Origin of the sequence: Desulfocurvibacter africanus subsp. africanus DSM 2603 (genome assembly GCF_000422545.1) — a bacterium.
Taxonomy (GTDB): Bacteria; Desulfobacterota; Desulfovibrionia; order Desulfovibrionales; family Desulfovibrionaceae; genus Desulfocurvibacter; species Desulfocurvibacter africanus.
Genome location: NZ_AULZ01000001.1, coordinates 104,004 through 127,497, shown reverse-complemented (window position 1 = coordinate 127,497; position 23,494 = coordinate 104,004). Strand labels below are relative to the sequence as shown.

Here is a 23,494-nt window from a genome sequence, read left to right as displayed (position 1 = left end):
TCTTTACGGAATGAACAAGGAGAGACTTCGCGTGCAGACAGAATCGCAGGCCATACAGCCTGATCCGCGCGTCATAGAGGCGGTTGAGGCATTGAGTAACCGGCGTCCGGCTCTAGTGCCCTTGCTGGCGGCCTTTGGAGGGCTTTTGGCGCACAAGGCTGCCTTGGCCGAACGCCTGGCCGACTCCATTCCCCAAGGCGCGGTTTGCGTGGACCCCGCGCGGCTCGCCCAAGGCGTCCCGCTGCTGGCCGGCGCGGATCTGTCCGCGCTGCGTGAGGCCCTGAATGAGGCTGTAGTCGTGTTTCTCCCGTTGCTGGCCGAGGCTTTCCCAGCTCTTAACATCGAGCTGAGCCATGTCGCCGTGGGCCTGGACCATCCGGACCAGGAGCGTGCCGATGTCGCCGCCCTGGCGCGTCATCTGCTCGACGGCAATGAGGAGGCCTTGGCTCAGGCGGCGGAAGGCATGAACGTGCCCGCTGGAGTGCTCGTCTTCGCCCTGCGCGGCGTCCTGGGTCCGGTGCTGGCGGCCGTGGACGAATCGGTCCGCGCCCGCATGGCCGGGATCACCTGGACCAAAGGCTTCTGTCCCGTGTGCGGTTCGCTGCCGGGATTGGCCGCGCTGTCCAAGGTCGGCGATCTGGGTTCCGAGTTCCTGCGCGGCGGCGGAGGGCAAAAGCATCTGCACTGCTCCCTGTGCGGGCACGACTGGCGCATCGCGCGCGGGATGTGCCCCGTGTGCGAGAATTCGGACAAGGATCAGCGCGAGTATTTCCGGGTGGAAGGCGAGGCCGTGGAAAAGGTCGATATCTGCCTCAAATGCGGACTCTACGTGCCGTGCGTCGATCTGCGCGAGCTGGACGGCGAGCCGCCTTTGGAAGTTCTCTCCCTGGGCATGGCGCACCTGGATATCCTGGCGCGCCAAAAAGGCTACCGTCCCGCAGCCTGGCTGCCCTGGAACCAGATCGACTAAAACGGGATCGTCCCGCCCGCTTCGGTGGGCCTCCGGTCTTTGACCAGCCATAGCCCGCCGCAAGCGGCGGAAAGGGTGAAGTGCGTCCCTGCTTATGTTCGTTTCAACATAAGCAACGGCGCTGACAGTATGGGGGGGAGCGATGAGTACGGCACGCAGGACCATCCGACGGTTCGACGATGATGGGGAGCATGACGTGCGCGATACGCTGGCCGTGGAGGAGCCGCTGGAGATCGTCGTGGACGGCGCGCCCTATGCCGTGACCATGCGCTTGCCCGGAGACGACGTGCATCTCGTCATGGGCTTTCTGCTCACCGAAGGCGTCATCGCCTCACGCGAGGACATCTTGTCCATGGACTACTGCCAGGGCAGCCTTGGCGCACGGAGGATCTTCGTCGAGCTGCGCCCTGGCCGGATGGCTGCCCAGACAAAGCCGCAACGCCGGGAATTCCTGAGCAAGTCCAGCTGCGGACTGTGCGGCAAGGTCTCGCTCGGGGATGTGCATACTGATATCCCGCGCGTCTCGTCGGTTCATGCGATCAACCGCAACACTCTCCTGGGCTTGAAGAGCAGCATTGAAAAGCGGCAAGGGCTGTTTCACCAGACCGGGGCCACCCATTTCGCCGCCATCTTCGACGCCCGCCACGAGCTGCTCGCCTTTGCCGAGGACATCGGCCGCCACAACGCCCTGGACAAGGCCATAGGCGCGGTGCTCGCCGCCGACGCCAGGGATCTCGCCTATCTGGGCATCGTATCGTCCCGCTTGAGTTTCGAGATGGTCCAGAAGGCCGGAGCCCTCGGCCTCGAGATGCTCGCAGGGCTGTCCGTGGCCACAAGCCTGGCCGTGGAGATGGCGGAGAATCTGGGCATTACGCTGATAGGTCATTTGCGGGCCACGCGAATGAATGTCTACACCGGCGGCGAGCGCATCATTTCGGACGAAAAGCTGCCTAACCTTGTCCTGCAGGAGGAGCTGCTTACGGCTCTCGTGGATAATCACGCGACATGACCGTATAAGGGCTGGATAATCCTCCAAGACTGCGCGGCCTTGTTTCGCGCGTGCCCCTGTGGCCACGGTCCCGAGGCGGCTGCCACCATCGGAAGCCGCATGGGCCTCACTCATTCCAACCTGCGCTCGGTGAACAGACGCATGAGCATGGAGTAAATGCTTACTCCGCTAAAATTGAAGCGGAATTCGGTCTCTTTGAGGTGCAGGGGGAATACCTCGGCGCGAATGCCGCGCAGCCTGTGGATGCGGCTTCTGGTGAAGAGCAGGAAACGCGGCAGTTCCTCGGCCGGGCTGTGGCGCTGCACGACGAAGCCTTGTTTGGGCTCGAATACGCCTTCCTCGCCGAAATCCAGATCCACATAGGTGCTGAAGCGCTCCCCGGTCATGGGGTCCAGCGTGCCCTCCACGTACATTCTGCCGCTAAAGATGGTATCGAGCGCTTCGCGCAGCCGCTCGGCATGCACGTCCACGTAGATTGTGCGGTTGCGCTGGATCGCACCGTAGATGACCACCGGACCGGCCGGCTCGTGCCTACGTCCAGCCTGACGCAACACAAAGAAACGCTCGCCCAGGGTCTGCAGTTCCAGGGAGAACTGCATCGAGTGCTCGGCGATGCGTCGACGGATGCGGTGCAGGTAGGCGTTGACGGTGTTGCGCGAAAAACCCAGCGCCTCGGCGATACTCGCGGCGTCCATGTCCAGGGCGAAGAGATTGACCAGTTTTTTGAACTCATCTTCGGACATGCGTGATTTGCGCACGTATTTGTTCTTGCTCATATCCCAGCCGTCCGTTCTTTCAGCTCAAATGATCCGCAAACTTGTCTTGATGGGTTTCCCTGCTTCAGCCTTTTGTGTCAAGAAAGACATAAGTATTGTCGCGGAGGGCATCGCCCTTGGCGAGGTCTGCCTCGGCGCGACATCGCGACCATGTCGCGCTCTGAAGGAATCCGCATGGACCAAATGTCACGAGGACTTTGACGCATGAAAAGCATTCCCGTGCGGCAGGCCGTGGGCAGCGTGCTCTGCCACGACATCACCCGCATCATCCCCGGCGAGTTCAAGGGCAGGGCCTTCAAGCGCGGCCACGTGATCCGCGAGGAAGACGTGCCCACGCTGCTCGACCTGGGCAAGGAGCACATCTACGTCTTCGATCTGCATGAAGGGCAGGTGCACGAGGACGACGCAGCCCTGCGCATCGCCAGGGCCGCGGCTGGTCCCGGCCTGACACTGGGCCAACCCTGTGAAGGGCGCATAAACTTCCACGCGACCCATGACGGGCTGCTAAAAATTCGCACCGGCGCTCTCCGGGAAGTCAATTCCGTCGAGCAGGTCGTCCTGTCCACCATCCACACGAATCAACGCGTGGTCAGAGGCCGCGCCGTGGCCGGCACACGAGTCGTGCCGCTGGTCATCGACAACGAAAGCATCGAGACGGTGGAGGCCATCTGCCGCGAACATGCTCCCCTTATCGAGGTGCGGCCCTTCCGCCGCCTGGGCGTGGGCATCGTGACCACGGGTAGCGAGGTCTACCACGGCCGCATCAAGGACAAGTTCGGTCCCGTGCTGCGGCGCAAGTTCAGTGAGTTGGGCTGCACCGTGATCGAGCAGATGTTCGTGCCGGACAAGGTGGAGATGACCGTGGAGGCGATCCGCGCGCTGCTGACCATGGGCGCCGAGCTCATCGCCGTGACCGGCGGCATGTCCGTGGACCCCGACGACCAGACTCCCGCCGGCATCCGCGCCGCTGGTGGCCAGGTGGTTACCTACGGCGCGCCGACCTTCCCCGGGGCCATGTTCATGCTGGCCAACATCGGCGACGTGCCGGTGGTGGGGCTGCCGGGCTGCGTCATGTACGCGGGCGCAAGCATCTTCGATCTGGTTGTGCCGCGCATCGTGGCGGGCGAGAGCATCGAGCGCGAGGACATCGTGGCCCTGGGCCACGGAGGCTACTGCGCGGGCTGCGCCGAGTGCCGTTATCCGGTCTGCGGTTTCGGCAAAGGCGGCTGATCACAAAAGGAGTGACCCCCCATGGGGGACGCGATACGCGGGCAAGGACCCGGACCGGGCCGCCGTCTTTGGCGAGCCGAGTCGGCCGCGGCCGGGGCTTCCCGCTCCCTTGAACCGTACGGAAAGGAGCGATGTCAGCATGATTCAAAAAGTATTCAGCGTCAACGAAGTGGAACACAACGTCATCGTCGATCCGGAGGCCAGTCTGGCAACCGTGCTGCGCGAGCAGCTGGGCCTGACCGGCACCAAGGTCGGCTGCGACCAGGGCCAATGCGGCGCGTGCAGCGTGATCCTGGACGGCAAGGTCGTGCGCTCGTGCGCCATGAAGATGAAGCGCATCGCAGATGGCGCCAAGGTCACCACCATCGAGGGCATAGGCACGCCGGACAAGCTGCATCCCGTGCAGCAGGCCTGGATCGCGCACGGCGCGGCCCAGTGCGGCTTCTGCTCGCCAGGCTTCATCGTCTCGGCCGTGGGCCTGCTGGAATCCAACCAGAATCCGTCCCGCCAGGACGTGCGCGACTGGTTCCAGAAGCACCGCAACGCCTGCCGCTGCACCGGCTACAAGCCCCTGGTGGACGCGGTCATGGACGCGGCCAAGGTCGTGCGCGGCGAGATGAGCATGGATGACCTGGCCTTCAAGATGCCCGACGACCAACGTATCTGGGGCTCCAAGTACCCCCGCCCCACGGCCGTGGCCAAGGTCACCGGCACGCTGGACTACGGCGCGGACCTGGGCGTGAAGATGCCCAAGGACACGCTGCACATGGCCCTGGTCCAGGCCAAGGTTTCCCACGCCAACATTAAGGGCATTGACACTTCCGAGGCCCTCAAAATGCCCGGCGTGCACTCGGTGCTCACGCACAAGGACGTAAAGGGCAAGAACCGCATCACCGGCCTGATCACCTTCCCCACCAACAAGGGCGACGGCTGGGACCGCCCCATCCTGTGCGACGAAAAGGTCTTCCAGTACGGTGACGCCATCGCCATCGTCTGCGCCGATTCCGAGTGCAACGCCCGCAAGGCGGCCGAGAAGGTCAAGGTGGACCTTGAGGAGCTGCCGGCCTACATGAGCGCTCCGGCGGCCATGGCCGAGGACGCCATCGAGATCCACCCCGGCACGCCCAACGTCTACTTCGAGCAGAAGCTGGCCAAGGGCGGGGACACCGCGCCGTTCTTCAACGGCGACGGCCACGTCACGGTGGAAGGCGACTTCTACCTGCAGCGTCAGCCGCACATGCCCATGGAGCCCGACGTCGGCTTCGCCTACAAGGGCGAGGACGGCAAGCTCTACATCCACTCCAAGTCCATCGGCGTGCATCTGCACCTGTATATGATCGCTCCTGGCCTGGGCGTGGAGCCCGAGAAGCTGGTGCTCGTGGCCAACCCCATGGGCGGCACCTTCGGCTACAAGTTCAGCCCCACCATGGAGGCCCTGGTCGGCGTGGCCGCCCTGGCCACCGGTCGGCCGGTGCACCTGCGCTACAATTATCAGCAGCAGCAACAGTACACCGGCAAACGCTCGCCCTGGTTCATCAATCTTAAATTGGCGGCGGACAAGGACGGCACACTCAAGGCCATGGAACACGACTATTCCGTGGACCACGGTCCCTACTCGGAGTTCGGCGACCTGCTGACCCTGCGCGGAGTGCAGTTTATCGGTGCGGGCTACCATATCCCCAACATCCGTGGCCTGGGCCGCACCGTGTGCACCAACCACGCCTGGGGTTCGGCCTTCCGCGGCTACGGCTCGCCGCAGAGTTTCTTCGCCTCGGAGTCGCTCATGGACATACTGGCCGAGAAGCTGGGCATGGATCCGCTGGAGCTGCGCTACAAGAACGCCTACCGCGAGGGTTCCACCAATCCCACGGGACAGGCTCCGGAGGTCTACAGCCTGCCGGAGATGATCGATATCCTGCGGCCCAAGTATGAAGCGGCCAAGAAAAAAGCCAAGGCCGAATCCACGGCTGCGGTCAAGAAGGGCGTGGGCGTCGCTGTCGGCGTGTACGGCTGCGGCCTGGACGGCCCGGACTCCGCCGAAGCCGACGTGGAGCTGAATGCCGACGGCACCATCACCGTTATCAGCGCCTGGGAGGATCACGGCCAGGGCGCGGACATCGGCGCCGTAAGCACCGCCCACGAAGCCCTGCGGCCCATGGGCGTGGAGCCGGGCAAGCTGAAGTTCACCTGGGCCAGCACCCAGAATCCCAACTCCGGTCCGGCCGGCGGCTCTCGCTCTCAGGTCATGGTGGGCAACGCCATCAAGGATGCCTGCGAAAAGCTCCTGCAGGGCGCAAAGAAGCCCGGCGGAGGCTACATGACCTATGCGGAGATGAAGGCCGCCGGCAAGGAGACCAGATACGCTGGCAAGTTCACGGCCAACGAAGGCACGCACTGCGACGCCAACGGCCAGGGCTGCCCATTTGTCGTATACATGTACGGCGTGTTCATGGCTCAGGTCAGCGTGGAAACGGCTACGGGCAAGACCAGCGTGGACAAGATGACCATGGTTGCCGATATCGGCAAGATCGCCAACAAGCTGGCCGCGGATGGCCAGATGTGGGGCGGTCTGGCCCAAGGCATCGGCCTGGCGCTGTCCGAGGACTTCGAGGACATCCAGAAGCACTCCACCATGGCTGGAGCCGGCCTGCCCTACATAAAGGACATTCCGGACGACATGGAACTGATCTACGTGGAATCCCAGCGCAAGCACGGCCCCCACGGCGCGGCCGGCGCAGGCGAACTGCCTCTGACCAGCCCGCATGCGGCCATCATCAACGCCATCTACAATGCCTGCGGCGTGCGCATCACGCACATGCCCGCGTACCCCGAGAAGGTTCTCGCTGGTTTGCAGGCTAAGGCTTAGTCCGTCGGACTCGTCCCCGGAGCGGCTCGTCCGCTCCGGGGACTTTCTTTGCCGCCGCGAATGCAATCACGGCAGGCGATGCAACCCGGAGGTTTATCCATGGAACAGCAGGAGCTTCGCGACTGGGAACACCGCTGCATCCAGGAAGAGCCGCCGTTTTGTCAGGCCGCTTGTCCCATCCATGTGGACGTGCGGGCGCTGACTCGTTTTCTGGCGGCTAGCGACATGGCTGGCGCGCGGGCGGTGCTCGAACGCACCATGCCACTGCCGGGCGTGCTGGGCCTCATCTGCGATCATCCCTGCGAGGCGAGCTGCCGCAGGGGCGACGTGGAAGAGTCCATCCACATCGGTGAACTGGAGCGCGCCTGCACGCTCAACACCAAGGCCAGGGGCCGCCTGCTTCCTCTGCCGCCGCGCGGCAAGCGAGTGGCCGTGGTCGGTGGCGGCCTGAGCGCCCTGACCGTGGCCTGGGACATGGGCAGGAAGGGCTATGCGGTTTCGCTCTTCAGCGATGAACCGGGCGGCACGCTGCTCGACCTGCCCGAGGAACGGTTGCCTCGCGCGGCGCTCTCGGCCGAGCTGGAACGGCTGAAAATGCTGCGCGTGACCCTGCATCCCGGCCTGCCCCTGGAAGCCGCCACCCTGAAGCGGCTGGCCGATGAGCATGACGCGGTCTACGTGGGCTTCGACGAGCGCACCCCGCCGGACGCCGCCAAGCTGGGCTTGGAGACCGAGCGGGACGGAACGCCGAAGCTGGAGCCGCTGAGTTTGGCGACGTCCATGCCGGGCGTGTTCGCGGGCGGCGTGCAGCCGCTTGGGCCGCTTTCGCCCATCGGCCTGGCCGCGCAGGGCCGCAAGGCCGCCGTATCCATGGACCGCCTCGTGCAGGTGGTCTCCATGACTGCCTCGCGCGAGAAGGAGGGTCCGTGCGCGACGCGGCTGTTCACCTCCATCGAGGGGGTGGAACGCAAACCCGCCGTGCCCACGGCCGAGCCCGGAGGCTACCTGCCCGAGGAGGCCGCGGCCGAGGCGTCGCGCTGCCTGCAGTGCGAGTGCATGGAGTGCGTCAAGGTCTGCGCCTACCTGGAGCGCTACAAGGGCTATCCGCGCAAATACGCGCGCGAGATCTACAACAATCTCTCCGTGATCCACGGTCTGCGCCAGGCCAACAAGCTCATCAACTCCTGCAGCTACTGCGGGCTGTGCGAGACCGTCTGCCCCAACGACTTCTTTATGGCCGACCTTTGCGCCCAGGCTCGCGCCGAGATGGTCAAGACGAAGAAGATGCCGCTCTCGGCGCACGATTTCGCTCTGCGCGACCTGGAGTTCAACACCTCGGAGGCTGCTTCACTATTGCTTGATGCGCGGGGAACGGACGAATCCGGCGAACTCGGCGCATGCGCATACCTCTTCTTCCCCGGTTGCCAGCTCTCGGGCGCGTCGCCTGACCACGTGCAACGCACCCTGGCGCACCTGCGGGAAAAGCTGACCGGCGTGGGCATCATGCTGCACTGTTGCGGCGCGCCCGCGCAGTGGGCCGCGCGGGAGGACATGCTGCAGCCTCAACTGGCGCGCGTGCACGCGGCCTGGGAAAAACTCGGCAAGCCCAAGCTGATCCTGGCCTGTCCGACCTGCGGAGCGACCTTCCGCGACCATCTGCCCGGAGTGGAGACAGTCCCGTTATGGGAAGTTCTGCTGAAAACCAGCCTGCCCGAGGGCGCGGCCGCGCCGGATGCGGTCCATGCGCTGCACGACCCATGCACGGCGCGCGACCAGCCCAGGTTCCTTGATTCCGTGCGCGAACTGCTCACGCGGCTGGCCGCGCCCATCGAGGAGCTGGCGCTCTCGCGCGAGCGGACCCTGTGCTGCGGCTACGGCGGGCTCATGGAAGCGGCCAACCCGGACATGGGCCGCGAGTTCGCTTTGCGCCGAGCAAAGCAGAGCGAGCGCGACTATCTGGCCTATTGCGCCATGTGCCGCGACAGCCTCTCGCGCAGCGGCAAACGGGTCACACACCTGCTCGACCTGATCTTTCCGGAATCGCCGGACGCAGTGCAACCCGCTAGTCCCGAGCCCTACGTGCGCAAGGGGCCCGGCACGGCCGACCGCCACGAGAACCGCGCCCGGCTCAAGCGAGCGCTGTTGGCTCAGGCCGGCAAGGAGACTCCGCAGATGGAACCCTGGGAAACACTTGAACTGGAGATGGAGCCCGAGGTGCGCCTGGCCGTGGACCAGCGGCGCATCCTGGCCGAGGACGTGAAGCAGACCATCCATGCGGTGCAGGCCAGCGGCCGGGCGCTGGCCCAGGAGGGTGGCAATCGGCTCATGGCCTCGCACCGTCCGGCGGCCGTGACCTACTGGGTGGAGTACGAGCCACTTGGCGGCGAGCGCTTCCGAGTGCATCGCGCCTGGTGCCACCGCATGCGCGTGCTGGGCATAAAGGGGTAAGCCATGCAACGATTCCCGGAGTTGATGGAAAAGTATCGCGGCTGGCGTTGCGCGGCCTGCGGCGAGGAAATGACACCCGGCCCTGTCGCGCTCGAATACATGGGCAACGAGTTCGTGGTGGAGCTGCCGGTCTGCAAGACCTGCGGCCAGGTGCTGGTGCCCGAGGAGCTGGCCTTGGGCAAGATGCACGAGGTGGAGCAGATCCTGGAGGACAAGTGAGCGAGGCAATGCGCCACGCCGGCATCCATGAATGTGGGGCCAGTCGTGGCGGAGTGGATGAGCCATGGGAGCGGCTCGCCTTGCTGCGTGCCGGTCAGCTTGCGCCTCCTTCAGATCATTCCGGCAAGCTGGAAGCGCCGACCGGCTTCGAAGGCCGCATGCTGCGGCCCGGCGGACTGACGCTCACGGCACGGGCTCTGGAGATCTGTGCCTTGCCGCCCGGCGCGCGCGTGCTGGACGCGGGCTGCGGCGCTGGCGACAGCCTGGAGTTCATGTGCGGCATGGGCCTCGTTCCCCTGGGCATCGACCGATCTCTGGACCAGCTTGCGCGCTGCCGCGCACGGCCCGAGCTGCCCGTTTTACGCGGCCAGGCCCAGCAGTTGCCGTTTGGCGACGGATGTCTGGACGGCATTCTCAGCGAATGTGTCCTCTCGCTGTTGCCGGACCCCGGCCAGGCGCTTGGCGAATGGCACCGCGTGCTCAGGCCCGGCGGGATGCTGGCGCTGAGCGACCTGTATGCCCTGGATCGCCGCGAGCCGCTGCACAATGCGCCTTGTCCCGCATCGTGTCTGGACGGCGCGCTGCCTCTGGAAAACGTGCTCGAACTGGTGCGCGCGGCCGGATTCGAGCCTTTGCTCGTGGAGGACCACACGCCGCTGCTCAAACGCTTCGCGGCCGAGCTGGTCTTCGCGGGCATTCCGCTGGAGACGTTCCTCGGCCGTACCGGCGATGCAAGGTCGGACCAGGGGTGCCGTTGCGGCCACGGTTCGAACGCTCGACGGCCCCGCGCCGGTTACTATCTGCTCGTGGCCCGCAAAATGGAGTCTCGACATGGATGATCTGGACCTGACGCTCATGCGGCTGCACGGCAAGGGCTACAACTGCAGTCAGATCCTGCTGCTCCTGGCCCTGGAGATGACCGGCCGCGAGAACCCGGACCTGGTGCGCGCCGTGGGCGGGCTGGGCAACGGGCTGGGCGGCTGCGGCGAGTTGTGCGGCGTGCTCACTGGCTCGGCCTGCCTGATCTCCTATTACGCGGGCAAGGGCGCGGACGACGAGACCGCGCACGACCGGCTGCCGCTCATGATTACGGAACTGGTCGAGTGGTTCGGCACGCAGGCCTGCGCCGGCTGTGCGGGCATACGTTGCGCCGATATCCTGGGTGAGGGCTCCGCGGGAAGGCCGGACCCCGGCCGCTGCGGCGGTCTGATCGCCTCGGCTTGGAGCAAATCCCTGGAACTCCTGCAGGAGAGCGGCATCGACCCCACGCTGCCGCCGGGTGAGCATCATGACTGGTAAACCGCACATACCGCCCACAGACGGACGGGGCGCATGGAAACAGACCAAGGAAACTTCGCGCGATCACGGCGCAACCCGCAGCGTCTGCCCGATCTGCCTGCGCAGCGTGGACGCGCGTCGTGTCGGCCAGGGAGATACGACCTGGCTGATCAAGGATTGCCCGGAACACGGGCGCTTCAGCGCGCCTATATGGCGCGGCGCGCCGGATTTCGAGGCCTGGAAACGGCCCAAGCTTCCGTCCGCGCCGCGCCTGAGCCTCACCTGCCGCGAAAAGGGCTGCCCGCACGACTGCGGCCTGTGCGAGGAGCACGGCCAGCACACCTGCACGGCCCTGCTTGAGGTCACCGCGCGCTGCAACCTGGCCTGCCCGGTCTGCTTTGCCTCGGCGGGAGGGACTGACCCGGCCGGAGATCCGGACCTGGCGCGCATCGGTTTCTGGTACGAGCGGGTCATGGCCGCCTCCGGGCCGTGCAACATCCAACTCTCGGGCGGCGAGCCGACCGTGCGCGACGATCTGCCCGAGATCGTGGCCCTGGGCCGCGAACGCGGCTTTTCCTTCATCCAGCTCAACACCAACGGCCTGCGCCTGGCCCAGGACGCGGTCTATGCCCAGACCTTGCGTAATGCGGGCCTGGCCTCTGTCTTCCTGCAGTTCGACGCCATGGACGACGAAACGTACCGCGTCCTGCGCGGTCGGCCGCTCCTGCATCGCAAACTGCTCGCGGTGGAGCGCTGCCTGGAATTGGGTCTGGGCGTGGTGCTGGTGCCCACGCTCGCGCCGGGCGTCAACGAGCAGGCCCTTGGCCCGATCGTCGAGTACGCCCTGAGCATGGGCATCGGCGTACGCGGCGTGCACATCCAGCCCATGAGCCGCTTTGGCCGCTTTCCGGGCGCGCCCGACGGCGAGCGCATCACCCTGCCGGAAATCATGCGTCTGCTCGAAGCGCAGACCGACGGCATGCTGTGCGCCGCGCACTTCGAACCGCCGGGCTGCGAACACGCCCTCTGTTCGTTCCACGCCACGTACGTGCGCACGCTGGACGGCAAACTCAAGCCGCTGAAAACCGGCGGTTGCTGCGGTCCCAAGACAGATCCCATTCCGGCCGAGGAAGGCTCTCGCCGCGCCGTGGCGCGGGTGGCCAGGGAATGGGTAGCGCCCAAGCCCTTGGACACGTCGCCGGACAATACCGCTAGCCGTGCCAAGGGCGATTTCGATCTCTTCCTGGATCAGGCGCGATCCACCTTCACTGTTTCGGCCATGGCCTTCCAGGATGCCTGGACCCTGGATCTGGAGCGGCTGCAAGGCTGCTGCATCCATGTCGTTTCGCCGGACGGGCGGCTGGTCCCGTTCTGCGCCTGGAACCTGACCGCTGCCGACGGCACGCCGCTGCATCGGGGGCGGGGATGATCCCGCGCACGCCCCTGCACGCCTGGATCGCCCAACTCGTGGGAGTTGGGCCCGAAGCCTTAAGTCTGGAGCATGTGCGCGCTTGGCAACTCGAAGCGCTGCGCCGCACCCTGGATCATGCGGTCACCAACAGCCCCTTTTACGGCGAGCGGCTGCGCATACGGGGCGACGACTTGTGCTGCCTGGATGATCTGGCGCGGCTGCCTTTCACGGCTCCCGAAGATCTGCGGCGCGATCCGCTCCGGCTGCTGTGCGTCTCCCAGGGCGAAATCGAACGCGTGGTGACTATGGACACCTCGGGCACAACTGGCCGGCCCAAGCGGCTTTTCTTTACCCATGACGACCTGGAGCACACCATCGATTTTTTCGCGCATGGCATGACAACCATGATCGGCTCCGGGGGCAGAGTGCTCCTGTTCATGCCGGGCCAACGGCCGGGAAGCGTGGGCGACCTGCTCGCGCGCGGCCTGCGGCGCGTCGGCGCGACCTGCCATTGCCACGGCTTCGTGCAGAATCTGGACGAAGCCGTGCGCGCAGTCGCGGCCCACGGCAGCGACGGCCTGGTCGGCATTCCTTCCCAAGTCCTGGCCGTGGCGCGCCATGGCAGGCTGACGGGCATGCTCAGGCCTGGCGATGTCGGCTCGGTACTGCTCTCGGGCGATCCGGTCACACCTGCGTTACGCGAGGCCATCGCCCAGGCCCTGGGCTGCGAGGTCTTCGTGCATTATGGACTGACCGAGACAGGTCTCGGCGGCGGCGTGGAATGCCGCGCCCAGGCCGGAGCACACTTGCGCGAGGCGGACCTGTACGTGGAGACCGTCGATCCGGTCAGCGGCCAACCCCTGCCCGTCGGGCAGGAAGGCGAGGTGGTGCTGACGACTCTCCGCCGGCGCGGCATGCCCTTGCTGCGCTACCGCACCGGCGATCTGGGCCGCCTGCTGTCCGAACCATGTCCCTGCGGCACCAGCCTCCCGCGTCTCATGGTGCGTGGCCGGGGCGATACGGGCGTGCACGGTCTTCAATCCGCTGCCCTCGACGAAGCGCTGTGGCCCTTGGAGGATCTGTCCTTTCACGAGGCCCTGCTGACGGATCAGGATGGGACCGACATTCTGCGCGTGACGCTCTGGTCGCCCACGCAGCCTGCGCATCACCAGCGCCTGTTGGACGAGGCGCGTTCGCGAATCAAACAAACGCCCGGCCTGCGCGAGGCCATTGAAGACAACAGTCTGCGCCTGGAGCTGGGCATGTCGGAGGACGCTTCATGCCTGCCTCCTCCGGGCAAGCGACGTATCCGTGACCTGCGACAGCGCGAGGAAACATCCTACCTGCCAAACGCCGTATGGAGTATAGCCATTGATCGCTAAACCCCCGTTGCTATTTGCCGCTCCCGCTTTTCAACGGCACAATCCAGAGGCTCCTCCGCACGATCCTAGCCAAAAGGAAGAGATGCAGCGCCTTGTGGAACGACTCGGCAGCCACGAAATGGCTATCCGTTATAGTGCCGCATCGGGCCTTATTCGTCTTGGCTTGGCTTGCGTTCCCTTGCTGCATGAACTCCTGAAACAGCAGACCTGGGACCGGCGGCAAATGGAGGCCGTTCACGTGCTCAACCGGCTGGGCGACAAGCGATCCGTGCCCGTGCTGCGCCGCGCCCTGAACCGTGGCGGGGATCAGGAGCGGCTGGCCGTCCTCCGCGGTTTACGCGGGCTATGCAGTGATCAGTCCTGTTTTCTCGACGCCTTGGAGGATCCATTCTGGGAAATCCGCCGCGAGGCCGTTTTCGCTTTATGTGACCTACGCCAGCCGCAACTGCGCTTTATCGTGGCCAGCATGGCTCAGGACCCGCACCCGCTCGTTCGAGGCGCGGCAATCAACGGCTTGGGCATTCTCGGCACTCAAAGAGACCTGGACTTGGAGATAGTGATCGCAAACGCGTTGGAGGATCGCAGTGAGTGGGTACGTTCCATGGCGGCTTGGTCTGTAAGGCATCTCAAACGTCACAAGTAGGCCTTGAGATAATTTTTATTGGAGCGGGGCCATATACAGCTGGCAAATGCGTAGGCTCTGCTGGCCAGTTAACGGCCTACGCATTGCTGTATTAGGGCCTTTTGCTTTTGAAAATGCCCTGCAAGCCATGCGTCGGCATGGCTTGCCGCTAGCTTCGGCGTAGGCGCAATTCACTTGCGCCGTCAACGCCGGAGAGTGCGTCTTAAAAGCAACCTGCTCTAAATTAGCCCATCGATTCCGCACCGCCGGGCTTCAGCGCCTCGGAATGCGCATCGACTCGCGCGGCGTTGCGCCTCCCGGCATCTGGTGAGCTGTTGGCATAGCAGTACACGCAGCCGTGGCCGCAGGTAGTGTAGCCTCCGATGTCCTTAGCCGGCGCGCAGCCGCAGGCCTTGCGCTGGCCTGCATCCTTGGGGCTGCCTGCCGGACCCGGCGCGCCGGGCAGCAAGCCTTGTCCTGTGCGGCGCGGTCCATACAGCCGGGCAAGTTCCGCATCGTCCGGAGCCAGGCGCAGGAGAAGCGCCGGGTCTACGCAGCGACCGCGCTCTATCCCGCAATCCGTGAAATCAAGCTCTTCTCCGCAGGCGGTGGGCGCTAGGCCCCATACGCGGCAGAGGTCCGCGATGCGACCGGCCATGTCGCGCATCTCGGCCGTGGTGAACGAGCGCGCCCGCACTCCGGCCGCTGTCAGATTGCGGCGCACCTTGGCGTAGCGCTCCAGGTGCGCGAAGCTGAACACGAGACGTTCGGTGTGCGCGTGCAGCCGCTCGCACAGGGATTCCAGCCTGCGCAGCAGCTCGGGCGGAGGCGTGGCTTCGCTGCACAGCAGAGGGTCGAAACGCCAGATCACGCGCTCGCGGCCCAACTGGTGCGACAGCTCCGCGAAATTCTGCACTCGCTGGTCCAGGCTGGGCAGGCCGGACTCCCAGCCTTCCGTTTCGTAGTCGTTTAGCGTGACGTGGATGTAGAAAGGCAGGCTTCGGCGCTCCAGTTCGCGCAGCAGGCCCAGGCCGGGTCGGGGATTCTTGGTGAACAGGACCACGGCCCGCAGGCGCGCGAAGGATACGTATTGCGCCGGGCCGCCGAAGGGGTTGTCCCAACGGCACCAGCCAACCGCCAGCCGGTTGAGCATCCAGCCTGAATGGAACGCCGGTATGTCCGTGGCGCGGCTTGCCGTTATCACGGCCGGGGCGATGGCCTGACGTGGGCCGTGCGGCGTGTCGATGTCTACGCGCGGCCAGCGCATGGGCCTTATTGCCCTCGCGTCAGGGAGAAGCCGGTTACGGCCAGCCAGTCTAGGGTCAGAGCCGGATTGACCCTGTATTCCAGGCATTCCTGGGCCATGTCCAAGGCGGCATCGAGCCGGCGCAGGGACTCGGGGCCAAGACCCCGCAGGCTTTGGCCGAATTCTTCACGGCCCGACAATGCGCCGGCCAAGGCGCGCTGGCACTCCACGAGCACGCGGGCGGCAAGAGGGGCATCCAGACGGCCCTTGTCAGAGGTACGCTCGAACCAGCCGCGTCCAGTGCGCCAGAACTCGCCCATGGCGCCTGCCCATTCGGACGCGTTCTCGCCTTCGCCGGCCACGGGTTCGGCTTCCCAGACCTCGGGCCAGGCCAGGGTCAGCACAAAGCTGCGCGAGACGAGCGTGGGCAGCAGTCGCTCGCGTTGCGGCGCGGTAAGCACGAACACGTTGCCCGGCCTGGGCTCCTCCATGGACTTGAGCAGGAAGTTGGCTGCCTCGGGCTGCAGGGCCTGAGCTTCGAAAAGCACTATGACCCGCTTGCCCTGGCCCCTGGGCGGCTCGCCCATGAGCGAGCGCAGCTCGCGGACCATGTCTATCTTGATGCTCTCGGTCCGGCCGTCGATGAACACGAGATCGCGGTGGACCTGCTCCAGGATCTGCACGCACTCGGGGCATGCGCCACAAGGTTCGACCTTGGGCTGACCAGCCGGAGCGAGCAGCGCGGTTTGGACCGGCTGATCCGACTTGCAAGCCAGGGAGCGCGCGCAGTTGAGGCGACAGGCCCAATACAGGGCCAGAGCCTCGCGCTCGGGATCGTGGCCGCCCTCCAGGAGCAGGACTTGCGGCGGAGTCGCGCCCAGGCGGTCCAGAAAGGCGCGCACGCGTTCCTGCCGCGCGGGAATTGTCAGGGGTTCACGCATGGCTTTCCATACCCGGCTCGCCGGCCCTTGAAAAGCCCTGCTGGCATGTGGATGCTGTATCGCCCTGATCGAAAACCGTCATTGACACGCATTCCCGTCGGGCTACTATAATGGATGGATTATTAGAAAGTGCACAATTTCAAGGAGGTGGAAAACATGTTCAGGAATCTTCTCCCGGCCATGCGCCGTCGCACCGCGGAGTCCGGCCTCCCCGCCAGCATGTCCGACCTCATGGAGGATCTCTGGCGCAGCCCCTTTGGCGGATTTTCGATGCTCGAGAAGGCCGAGTTCCCATCGGTGGACGTGAGCGAGAGCGAGAACGAGGTCATGGTCAAGGCCGAGCTGCCGGGCCTTGAGGCCAAGGACGTGGACATCAGCCTTGAGAATAATCAACTCATCATCAGAGGTGAGAAGAAGTTCGAGGAAGAGGAGAAGAAGGAGAATTACCACCGCATCGAGCGCAGTTACGGCTCCTTCTTCCGCTCCGTGCCCATGCCGATCAAGGTCAAGCAGGAGGGCATAAAGGCCAAGTTCGACAAGGGCGTGCTGCGCATCACCTTGCCCAAGGACGAGGCCGCCAAGAGCCGCAAGATCGAGATCGAGGCTTAGCAACCCAGTGAAAAACGGGCTGCGCGGACCAGGAGGGCCTGCGGGCAAGGCTGCTCCCTTGGTTGGCGCATTGCATGGGCACATCTCCAAAGGCGCGCAAAGAGGATCATCAGGCCGGAACCGTGGCTCCGGCCTTACTTTTGGCGCGGGCGGGCGGACTCGCCGCGCCGCCCGGGCGGGTGCGGTGGCTGTTTCGTGCCTAGTCGTGCTATGTCCAATTTTCGTCAGACGACACACGTGAATACGAGGAGCGGACCATGGCCGATAAGCGTTTCTGGGAGATGAGCAAGGACGAGATCGACGACTGGGTGGACAGCCGCGGCCTGGAGGCCTGGAAGGAAAAGATCAACGCCGATCGCGGCGAGGCTCCCGGCATCATGCAGGCTTGGCCCAACCCTTGGGTCAAGGCCAACTGGGATGTTAAGCGCCAGAACATCATGCGCAACCTGGCCCCGGATTTGGCGGGCTTGCGCCAGCGGGAGGCCGAGAGCAACGGCCGGGCCTAAGGCTTGGATGCCGGACGGAAGGAGCGGCCGCTGGTGGCGATGCTACCTCGCTGCCGCGAGGTAGGACCCACCACGGCCCATGCGTCTCAATTTGTCCGCAGCCGGGCTGACGCAACAAGCTTCTTCCGAGTCTGCCCGAGGCATTGCCACCCGATGAACAGGTGGCAATGAAAGAGCGCAGGCATGTACGCCGGAAATGATCTCGCTCCTGTATTGTATGCCGGTTACGTGCATGACGGGCATGCAACTGGCCTGACTTGAGCGTGGGCCGGGGTGTTCCGGCGGTGCCCATGAGTCCCGAGCGCCAGCACGCCTGCGTGTGCATGGGGTCTACCGATAATGCCGATCACGGCATGCGCGGCTCCGGTGCGGGAACCTCCGAAATCGCACGTGCAAACTTATCGGACCAGCATGTCCTTGAGGGCGCACCCGGCTAGCCTCAGGGACAGGCCAGCGTGAAGGTTCATTCTACATCCAATCCATTGCGGACTCCTTGTAGACAGAAGCGGCGCAAATCTCATTGACCCCACCACATGCATCTGGCTTGGTGGGTTCTGAGGAGATCCATATGCCGACTCAAGAACGCCGCAAGGCCTCCCGCGTGCCCGCACGCGAGCTCGACGTGGTGGTGCGTGGCGCCCACAAGCGCCTGGAGGCCAAGGATATAAGCATCGAGGGCGTGGGCCTCATCGGCTCCATACCCGATACCGAGCCGGGCATTACCGAGCACGTGGACCTTGTCGTGGGCGCGCGGCCGCTGGCCCGGGATGTCGCCGCGCGCGTGGTCTACGTGGGCCGGAGCAGCGTCGGCTTGGCTTTCGTCAATCTCGATCCGGCTACTGCGGACGAACTGGAACGGCTCATGACCAAGCGGGAGCGTTCCATCGATCTGGACTATTTCGAGAGCCGCTACGCCAAGACGCCCGATCTGCTCGTCCGTCTCGTGAATCTCTTTACCCAGGATTCATCCAGCAAGCGCGACCAGATCCGCGAGGCCATGGCGACCGAGGACTACAAGCGCGCCTCGGCCGTGGCTCACAGCCTGGCGGGCAGCGCCGCCACGCTGGGCGCGCTCAAGCTCAGGCAAAGCGCGCTACAGCTGGAGCAGCAACTCAAGTCCGGCAACATCGAGGAGGCCAGGCTCTATATTCAGGATATCGAGGAAGAAGTGGAGCAAGCCAACGCCGAACTGGCCGAGTACATGGACAAGTACAGCAAATCTTGAGGGCTGTTTGCAGATGCCGTTAGGCGGGAAACCGCTTGGAGCATTTTACTTTTGAAAATGCTCTGCAAGCCGTGCGTCGGCATGGCTTGCCGCCGCGTAGGCGTAGGCGCAATTCACTTGCGCCGTCAACGCCGGAGCGGGCGTCTTAAAGGCAATCTGATCTAACAGGCGCATCCGCCAATTTGATCCGGGTCGGGGAGGGCAGAGCGCTTCGCGGAGTATATGCGAGTTGTCGTAAGCGGGAGAGCGGTTGCAACCCTCTCCCGCTTTTTATTACGGACTACGAGGCGTCGCGCTCGTCAACGACGCGGCGGGTCTTGGCGAAGGTGCGCGGCAGGCTGCCGGGCGCCAGCACTTCCACCTGCGCGCTGACCAGCAGGTGCCGGTGCAGGGCGTCGGCCACGGCCGAGGCCAGCCGGCCGCAATCGTCGGCCTGCACGCCTTCGGCGCGCTCGGCCTTGAGGCTCATGAAGTCGCGGCCTTCCTTGCGCGTGAGCAGGATCTGATACTCGCTGCCCATCTGCGGGAACATGCCCAGGATCTCGGCGATCTGGCCGGGATAGATGTTGACTCCGCGCACGATGATCATGTCGTCCGAGCGGCCCAGGATGTGGTCATGGCGCGGCAAACTGCAGCCGCAGGGACACTGGCCGGGGATGAGCCGGGTCAGGTCGTGCGTGCGGTAGCGGATGAGCGGTGCGGCCTCCTTGCGCAGGGTGGTCACGACCATCTCGCCGATCTCGCCGGGCGCGACCGGCTCCATGGTCTCGGGGTCCAGAATCTCCAGAATATAGTAGTCGGCCCAGTAATGGATGCCCTGGTGCGCGGAGCATTCCAGGCCCGCGCCGGGACCGTACAGCTCGGTCATGCCGCTGATGTCGAAGCTGCCGTCGAGGCCGAGCAGCTCCTCGAAGCGGGCGCGCATCTTGGGCGAGTGGGCTTCGGCCCCGAAGATGGCCCGCTTCAGGCCGATCTTGTCGCGCAGGCCGCGGCGCTCGACTTCCTCGGCCAATAGCAGGGCCATGGAGGCGGTGCTGCAGATGGTCGAGGGCCTGAGATCCGTGAGCAGCTGCAACTGGATGTCCATCAGGCCTGGACCCACGGGCACGGCCATGGCCCCGAAATGCTCGCAGCCGAGCTGGAAGCCCGCCCCAGCCGTCCACAGGCCGTAACCCACGCAGATCTGCACGCGGTCCATGGGCGTGCAGCCGGCCAGCTCGAAGCAGCGGGCCATCATGTCCTTCCAGTCGTCGATATCCTTTTGAGTATAGGCCAGGATCTTGCGCTTGCCCGTGGTGCCGCTGGAGCCATGGATGCGCACGACCCGTTCCTCGGGCACGGACAGAAGCGGCAGGGGATAGCCGTCGCGCAGATCCTCCACGGAGCAGAAGGGCAGTCGCCGCAGGTCGTCCAGGCTTTTCAGATCACCGGGCTCGAAGCCCACTTCGCGCAGGCGCGCATGGTAGGCCTCGCTGCCCCGGAAGGCGTGCTCCAGAGTCCAGCGCAGGCCGTCGAGCTGCCGCGCGGCCAGTTCGTCGGCCGAGATGTTCGGGATGAAGGCTTGTTTCGCCATTGATCTGCTCCGCGCGCGGCGCATGGAAGCGCCGGATGATCGGTAAAGCAATAGGGACATGGATGCGACGGCGCACGATACGGCATGCGGCGGGCAAGGACAATACCCGCGCATTATGGCCTTCATGGATCAAGATCTTCCAGCCCACCTGAAACGCGTTGGATTTCTCAACGTGAGGCGGCCTAGGCAAGGGTTATGACAGGCCGCCGCAGAATCCAGGCCAGGGTGCTGCTATTGGTAAACAGCAAGCCAAATCTTGATACGTAGCGGCTGGCCGAGGCGAGGGACGCAAGTCGAATGCGCAAGTCTAGCCGCCGACGCGCAAATACTCCGTAAGTCCCATATTCCGGTAGATCTGCCGCATTGTCTTGGCCTGGACATACATCCCGGCGTGGATGGGGAAGTCTTCGAGTCGAGCCTGGTCCTTGCGGCTGACATCGAGCGTAAAGCGGCCCACACCCCATTCATAGTCGAGGAGCGGATAGGGCACGAGGTGGGCCGGCTGCTCAAGCCGATCTCCAGGAGATCGCACGTCTACGAGCCTGATGAGGCCGCCTGTCAGGTCCAGGTATAGTTTATCGACATAGCCCAGGAGCGCCCCCTTCCGGGACATGACCGGCGTGTTGATAAGGCGCGTGAGCTGGAGCATGCTCAACCGCTCGCCGGCGTCCTTGTCCGTCCCGGCAACCTCCGAGTACGCCTTGCGGGTCTCCTGCGCGTGGTTCGGCAGGGCATAGGATTCGTACAGGGATGCGAGTTCCGCTTCGTCGAACACCTGCCACTTGTCTTCATCGTACTCCACGATATCGCCGCCCTCGTCCGAACCGATGCCCCTGGCCACGAAAGTCTTCTGCTTGGGCTCGAATTCGACCCTGGCCCAGGGGATGGGCGCGATGACGTTCTTCTCCACAAGACCCATGAAGCCACTGAAGGAGAGCAAAACGAAGCCGATGTGGCCCGTGGCCGGGTCGACCATGAGATCCACGATTTCACCGGTGCGGTCCTTGGATGGAATGCTGACCGCGCGGTTTAGCACGGCCTGGCCCTGCACGAGGAGCTCGGGCAATATCTCGGTTTGCTGGCCCTGGGCTGCGAGCGGGTCTCTTGCGTATGCGAGAAGCATCACCGCAGAGATGAACAGGAAGACAGCGCGCATGGCGTACCTCCTTGCCCCCGTCTTGTTACAGGAAACACCGCGCCCCCTGTTGGCTGTTCGGCTGATGTTAGCCCATACCGGAGCTTAGGGAACATGGAAAAGAGAAGTGAGAACTAAAATAAATGCATGCGAATGACTTAATCATGCGATTGACTAATCGAATTGGCTGCTTTAATGAGTATGGATAGTGCGACAGCGAACGGTTGTGGCGGCAACCCGCCGAAATGGATTAGGAACAAAATGATCAGAGCGGTCGAAAGGGATAGCCATGACACATAAGACCGGCAAAACGGATCGTAAGGAGGCCGATGCCCGCGAGCGGCTCATCGAGGCCGGCATCGACGTCTTCGGGCAGCATGGGTTCGAGGGCGCGAGCACGCGCAGGCTGGCGGCCGAGGCTGGCGTGAACATCGCGGCTATTCCATACTATTACGGCAGCAAGGAAGGCCTGTACAAAGCCGTGGTCGAGGAGATCGTGCAGCGCGTGCGCGAGCGACTGGCCCCGGAGATCGCCTCTGCCAATGACTTGGCCATGCGCGAGGACGCCACCGAGGGCGAATTGATAGCCGAACTGCAGCGGCTGCTTACGGCCATGGCCCTCACGATAATCGGCTCGCCCGAGGCCAAACGCTGGGCGCGCATCGTCCTGCAGGAACAGATCAAGCCCAGTGAAGCCTTTGAAATCCTGTTTCAGGGGTTTTTCAAGCGCATGCTCGGCGCATGCGGCACACTGCTGTCCCGACTCACGCGCCTGTCCGCTGAAAGCGAGGAATTGATTTTCCTGGCCCAGGCCATCCTCGGCCAAGTGCTCATTTTCCGCATCGGTGAAACCGCATTGCTGCGCAGGTTGGACCGCGAACAGCTGACGCCCGGGCAGGTGTCCAAGCTGGCAGGGCTCATAGCGGTCAATGTGGAAGCCATCACACGCAACGCCATCGGCATGGCGGCAGGACAGAAGGGGAAGGCGAAGCCATGAACAAGAAGCGGCTGATCATCCTGCTCATCCTGCTGCTCGTGGCTGGCAGCCTGGCCTGGTACTTCTTGCTGCGCGGCGAGGCGAACCAGAACGGCGAAATCACGCTCTACGGCAACGTGGACATCCGCCAGGTGGATCTGGGTTTCCGCGTCTCCGGCCGCATCGAGACCATGCGCTATGAGGAAGGCGACGAGGTGCGCGCGGGCGACCTCCTGGCCGTGCTTAACAAGAGGCCCCTGGAGGACGAGGTTCGGTTGGCCAGGGCCCAGGTGGAGGTGGCCGAGGCCGAGCTGCTCAAGCTGGAGACCGGCACGCGGCCCCAGGAAATCGCCCAGGCCCAGGCGCAGGTGGAGGAGCGCGAGACCACCCTGCGTAACGCCGAACGCTACTTCCAGCGCCAGAAGGATCTGCACGATACCGGAGCCGTGTCCAAACAAGCCTATGACGACGCAATGGCTCGCCGCAACGAGGCCAAAGCAAGGCTGCAGTCCGCCCGCGAGGGGTTGCGCCTGGCTCAGGAGGGGTTTCGCGAGGAGGATGTGCTGCAGGGCAGGGCCAATCTGCGCGCGGCCAAGGCCCGGCTGGCCGAAGCCCTCACGCGCCTGGACGACGCGGATCTGTACGCGCCGTCGGACGGCGTGATTCTGACCCGCGTTCGCGAGCCGGGTACCGTGGTCGCCGCCGGCTCCATCGCCTACACGCTCTCGCTTCACGAGCCGGTCTGGGTGCGCGCCTATGTGCCCGAGCCGCAACTCGGCCGGGTTTATCCTGGCCTACCCGTGCAGGTGTACACCGACACCAGCCCAAACACTCCCTACGAAGGCCAGGTCGGCTTCGTCTCGCCCCAGGCCGAGTTCACGCCCAAGTCCGTGGAGACAACCAGTCTGCGCACGGACCTCGTGTACAGGATCCGCGTGATCGTGGCGAATCCGGACAAAGGCTTGCGGCAGGGCATGCCCGTGACTGTCGTGGCGCGCCCCGCTCAGGATGGAAAACAGGATAAGGGGCAGGAGCAAGTGCAGGCCAACGCCCGGAAGAGCGAGGAATAGGG

General features: G+C 64.6%; 21 protein-coding genes. 16 read left to right on the top strand and 5 right to left on the bottom strand.

Going from position 1 to position 23,494, the window contains the following annotated elements; genetic code table 11:
- Positions 1-31 precede the first annotated feature (31 nt).
- Positions 32-970 (top strand): formate dehydrogenase accessory protein FdhE, encoded by a 939-nt coding sequence (locus H585_RS0100550; RefSeq protein ID WP_027366325.1) that lies wholly within the window; start codon positions 32-34, stop codon positions 968-970.
- 142 nt (positions 971-1,112) lie between these two features.
- A complete protein-coding gene (gene fdhD, locus H585_RS0100545; RefSeq protein WP_027366324.1) occupies positions 1,113-1,979 on the top strand; it encodes a formate dehydrogenase accessory sulfurtransferase FdhD in 867 nt (288 codons plus the stop codon).
- Positions 1,980-2,089: 110 nt separating this feature from the next.
- On the opposite strand, the gene H585_RS0100540 is transcribed toward fdhD, so the two are convergent.
- Positions 2,090-2,755, bottom strand: coding sequence for a sigma factor-like helix-turn-helix DNA-binding protein (locus tag H585_RS0100540; RefSeq protein ID WP_027366323.1), 666 nt, complete (start codon positions 2,753-2,755; stop codon positions 2,090-2,092).
- Positions 2,756-2,959: 204 nt separating this feature from the next.
- On the opposite strand from H585_RS0100540, the gene H585_RS0100535 reads away from it, so the two are divergent.
- The 9 genes from H585_RS0100535 (at position 2,960) to H585_RS0100495 (ending at position 14,232) form a co-directional block, all read left to right on the top strand.
- Positions 2,960-3,985, top strand: coding sequence for a molybdopterin-binding protein (locus H585_RS0100535; protein ID WP_027366322.1), 1,026 nt, complete (start codon positions 2,960-2,962; stop codon positions 3,983-3,985).
- A gap of 139 nt (positions 3,986-4,124) precedes the next feature.
- The gene (locus tag H585_RS0100530) at positions 4,125-6,851 is read left to right on the top strand and encodes a molybdopterin-dependent aldehyde oxidoreductase (protein ID WP_027366321.1); all 2,727 of its coding nucleotides are present in this window, start codon (positions 4,125-4,127) and stop codon (positions 6,849-6,851) included.
- A gap of 99 nt (positions 6,852-6,950) precedes the next feature.
- The gene (locus tag H585_RS0100525; RefSeq protein ID WP_027366320.1) at positions 6,951-9,299 is read left to right on the top strand and encodes a pyridine nucleotide-disulfide oxidoreductase/dicluster-binding protein; all 2,349 of its coding nucleotides are present in this window, start codon (positions 6,951-6,953) and stop codon (positions 9,297-9,299) included.
- Positions 9,300-9,302: 3 nt separating this feature from the next.
- On the top strand, positions 9,303-9,518 hold the full coding sequence (locus H585_RS0100520; protein WP_014258614.1) for a DVU_1557 family redox protein: 216 nt from the start codon (positions 9,303-9,305) through the stop codon (positions 9,516-9,518).
- A complete protein-coding gene (trsM, locus tag H585_RS20665) occupies positions 9,515-10,357 on the top strand; it encodes a DVU_1556 family methyltransferase (protein ID WP_051182897.1) in 843 nt (280 codons plus the stop codon). Before H585_RS0100520 ends, trsM begins: the two co-directional genes overlap by 4 nt.
- Positions 10,350-10,817, top strand: a complete 468-nt coding sequence (locus H585_RS0100510) for a DVU_1555 family C-GCAxxG-C-C protein (RefSeq protein WP_027366318.1) — start codon at positions 10,350-10,352, stop codon at positions 10,815-10,817. Before trsM ends, H585_RS0100510 begins: the two co-directional genes overlap by 8 nt.
- Positions 10,807-12,225, top strand: coding sequence for a radical SAM (seleno)protein TrsS (gene trsS / locus H585_RS0100505; protein ID WP_027366317.1), 1,419 nt, complete (start codon positions 10,807-10,809; stop codon positions 12,223-12,225). The genes H585_RS0100510 and trsS overlap by 11 nt, the downstream gene beginning before the upstream one ends.
- Positions 12,222-13,589, top strand: a complete 1,368-nt coding sequence (locus H585_RS20660) for a DVU_1553 family AMP-dependent CoA ligase (RefSeq protein WP_027366316.1) — start codon at positions 12,222-12,224, stop codon at positions 13,587-13,589. The genes trsS and H585_RS20660 overlap by 4 nt, the downstream gene beginning before the upstream one ends.
- 82 nt (positions 13,590-13,671) lie before the next feature.
- A complete protein-coding gene (locus H585_RS0100495) occupies positions 13,672-14,232 on the top strand; it encodes a HEAT repeat domain-containing protein (RefSeq protein WP_244432446.1) in 561 nt (186 codons plus the stop codon).
- Between the two features lie 223 nt (positions 14,233-14,455).
- Here H585_RS0100495 and H585_RS0100490 read toward each other — a convergent pair whose 3' ends face one another.
- A complete protein-coding gene (locus H585_RS0100490) occupies positions 14,456-15,478 on the bottom strand; it encodes a DUF1848 domain-containing protein (RefSeq protein WP_027366314.1) in 1,023 nt (340 codons plus the stop codon).
- Between the two features lie 5 nt (positions 15,479-15,483).
- Positions 15,484-16,398 carry a DNA polymerase III subunit delta' gene (locus H585_RS0100485; protein ID WP_027366313.1) on the bottom strand — a complete coding sequence of 305 codons (915 nt, stop codon included), beginning with the start codon at positions 16,396-16,398 and terminating at the stop codon, positions 15,484-15,486.
- A gap of 156 nt (positions 16,399-16,554) precedes the next feature.
- On the opposite strand from H585_RS0100485, the gene H585_RS0100480 reads away from it, so the two are divergent.
- From H585_RS0100480 to H585_RS0100470, 3 genes are all read left to right on the top strand, one after another.
- Positions 16,555-17,007, top strand: a complete 453-nt coding sequence (locus tag H585_RS0100480) for an Hsp20/alpha crystallin family protein (protein ID WP_014258606.1) — start codon at positions 16,555-16,557, stop codon at positions 17,005-17,007.
- 257 nt (positions 17,008-17,264) lie between these two features.
- Complete coding sequence (locus H585_RS0100475; RefSeq protein WP_005988364.1) at positions 17,265-17,513, top strand: hypothetical protein; 249 nt, start codon at positions 17,265-17,267, stop codon at positions 17,511-17,513.
- A gap of 568 nt (positions 17,514-18,081) precedes the next feature.
- Complete coding sequence (locus tag H585_RS0100470) at positions 18,082-18,738, top strand: Hpt domain-containing protein (protein ID WP_014258605.1); 657 nt, start codon at positions 18,082-18,084, stop codon at positions 18,736-18,738.
- 280 nt (positions 18,739-19,018) lie between these two features.
- Here H585_RS0100470 and H585_RS0100465 read toward each other — a convergent pair whose 3' ends face one another.
- Together H585_RS0100465 and H585_RS0100460 are read right to left on the bottom strand one after the other, a co-directional pair.
- Positions 19,019-20,311: a phenylacetate--CoA ligase family protein gene (locus H585_RS0100465; RefSeq protein WP_014258604.1), complete on the bottom strand. Its 1,293-nt coding sequence runs from the start codon at positions 20,309-20,311 to the stop codon at positions 19,019-19,021.
- A gap of 307 nt (positions 20,312-20,618) precedes the next feature.
- Positions 20,619-21,467 carry a PRC-barrel domain-containing protein gene (locus H585_RS0100460; protein WP_027366312.1) on the bottom strand — a complete coding sequence of 283 codons (849 nt, stop codon included), beginning with the start codon at positions 21,465-21,467 and terminating at the stop codon, positions 20,619-20,621.
- 268 nt (positions 21,468-21,735) lie between these two features.
- On the opposite strand from H585_RS0100460, the gene H585_RS0100455 reads away from it, so the two are divergent.
- Together H585_RS0100455 and hlyD are read left to right on the top strand one after the other, a co-directional pair.
- The gene (locus tag H585_RS0100455) at positions 21,736-22,443 is read left to right on the top strand and encodes a CerR family C-terminal domain-containing protein (RefSeq protein ID WP_027366311.1); all 708 of its coding nucleotides are present in this window, start codon (positions 21,736-21,738) and stop codon (positions 22,441-22,443) included.
- Positions 22,440-23,492, top strand: a complete 1,053-nt coding sequence (gene hlyD, locus H585_RS0100450; RefSeq protein WP_027366310.1) for a secretion protein HlyD — start codon at positions 22,440-22,442, stop codon at positions 23,490-23,492. Before H585_RS0100455 ends, hlyD begins: the two co-directional genes overlap by 4 nt.
- The last annotated feature ends 2 nt before the right edge of the window (positions 23,493-23,494 follow it).

What these genes read in the sequence shown, in the direction of transcription:
- fdhD (WP_027366324.1), top strand. Translation starts at nt 1,113, where the DNA reads ATGAGTACGGCACGCAGGACCATCCGACGGTTCGACGATGATGGGGAG.
- H585_RS0100540 (WP_027366323.1), bottom strand. Translation starts at nt 2,755, where the DNA reads ATGAGCAAGAACAAATACGTGCGCAAATCACGCATGTCCGAAGATGAG.
- H585_RS0100535 (WP_027366322.1), top strand. Translation starts at nt 2,960, where the DNA reads ATGAAAAGCATTCCCGTGCGGCAGGCCGTGGGCAGCGTGCTCTGCCAC.
- H585_RS0100530 (WP_027366321.1), top strand. Translation starts at nt 4,125, where the DNA reads ATGATTCAAAAAGTATTCAGCGTCAACGAAGTGGAACACAACGTCATC.
- H585_RS0100525 (WP_027366320.1), top strand. Translation starts at nt 6,951, where the DNA reads ATGGAACAGCAGGAGCTTCGCGACTGGGAACACCGCTGCATCCAGGAA.
- H585_RS0100520 (WP_014258614.1), top strand. Translation starts at nt 9,303, where the DNA reads ATGCAACGATTCCCGGAGTTGATGGAAAAGTATCGCGGCTGGCGTTGC.
- H585_RS0100510 (WP_027366318.1), top strand. Translation starts at nt 10,350, where the DNA reads ATGGATGATCTGGACCTGACGCTCATGCGGCTGCACGGCAAGGGCTAC.
- trsS (WP_027366317.1), top strand. Translation starts at nt 10,807, where the DNA reads ATGACTGGTAAACCGCACATACCGCCCACAGACGGACGGGGCGCATGG.
- H585_RS20660 (WP_027366316.1), top strand. Translation starts at nt 12,222, where the DNA reads ATGATCCCGCGCACGCCCCTGCACGCCTGGATCGCCCAACTCGTGGGA.
- H585_RS0100495 (WP_244432446.1), top strand. Translation starts at nt 13,672, where the DNA reads ATGCAGCGCCTTGTGGAACGACTCGGCAGCCACGAAATGGCTATCCGT.
- H585_RS0100490 (WP_027366314.1), bottom strand. Translation starts at nt 15,478, where the DNA reads ATGCGCTGGCCGCGCGTAGACATCGACACGCCGCACGGCCCACGTCAG.
- H585_RS0100485 (WP_027366313.1), bottom strand. Translation starts at nt 16,398, where the DNA reads ATGCGTGAACCCCTGACAATTCCCGCGCGGCAGGAACGCGTGCGCGCC.
- H585_RS0100480 (WP_014258606.1), top strand. Translation starts at nt 16,555, where the DNA reads ATGTTCAGGAATCTTCTCCCGGCCATGCGCCGTCGCACCGCGGAGTCC.
- H585_RS0100475 (WP_005988364.1), top strand. Translation starts at nt 17,265, where the DNA reads ATGGCCGATAAGCGTTTCTGGGAGATGAGCAAGGACGAGATCGACGAC.
- H585_RS0100470 (WP_014258605.1), top strand. Translation starts at nt 18,082, where the DNA reads ATGCCGACTCAAGAACGCCGCAAGGCCTCCCGCGTGCCCGCACGCGAG.
- H585_RS0100465 (WP_014258604.1), bottom strand. Translation starts at nt 20,311, where the DNA reads ATGGCGAAACAAGCCTTCATCCCGAACATCTCGGCCGACGAACTGGCC.
- H585_RS0100460 (WP_027366312.1), bottom strand. Translation starts at nt 21,467, where the DNA reads ATGCGCGCTGTCTTCCTGTTCATCTCTGCGGTGATGCTTCTCGCATAC.
- H585_RS0100455 (WP_027366311.1), top strand. Translation starts at nt 21,736, where the DNA reads ATGACACATAAGACCGGCAAAACGGATCGTAAGGAGGCCGATGCCCGC.
- hlyD (WP_027366310.1), top strand. Translation starts at nt 22,440, where the DNA reads ATGAACAAGAAGCGGCTGATCATCCTGCTCATCCTGCTGCTCGTGGCT.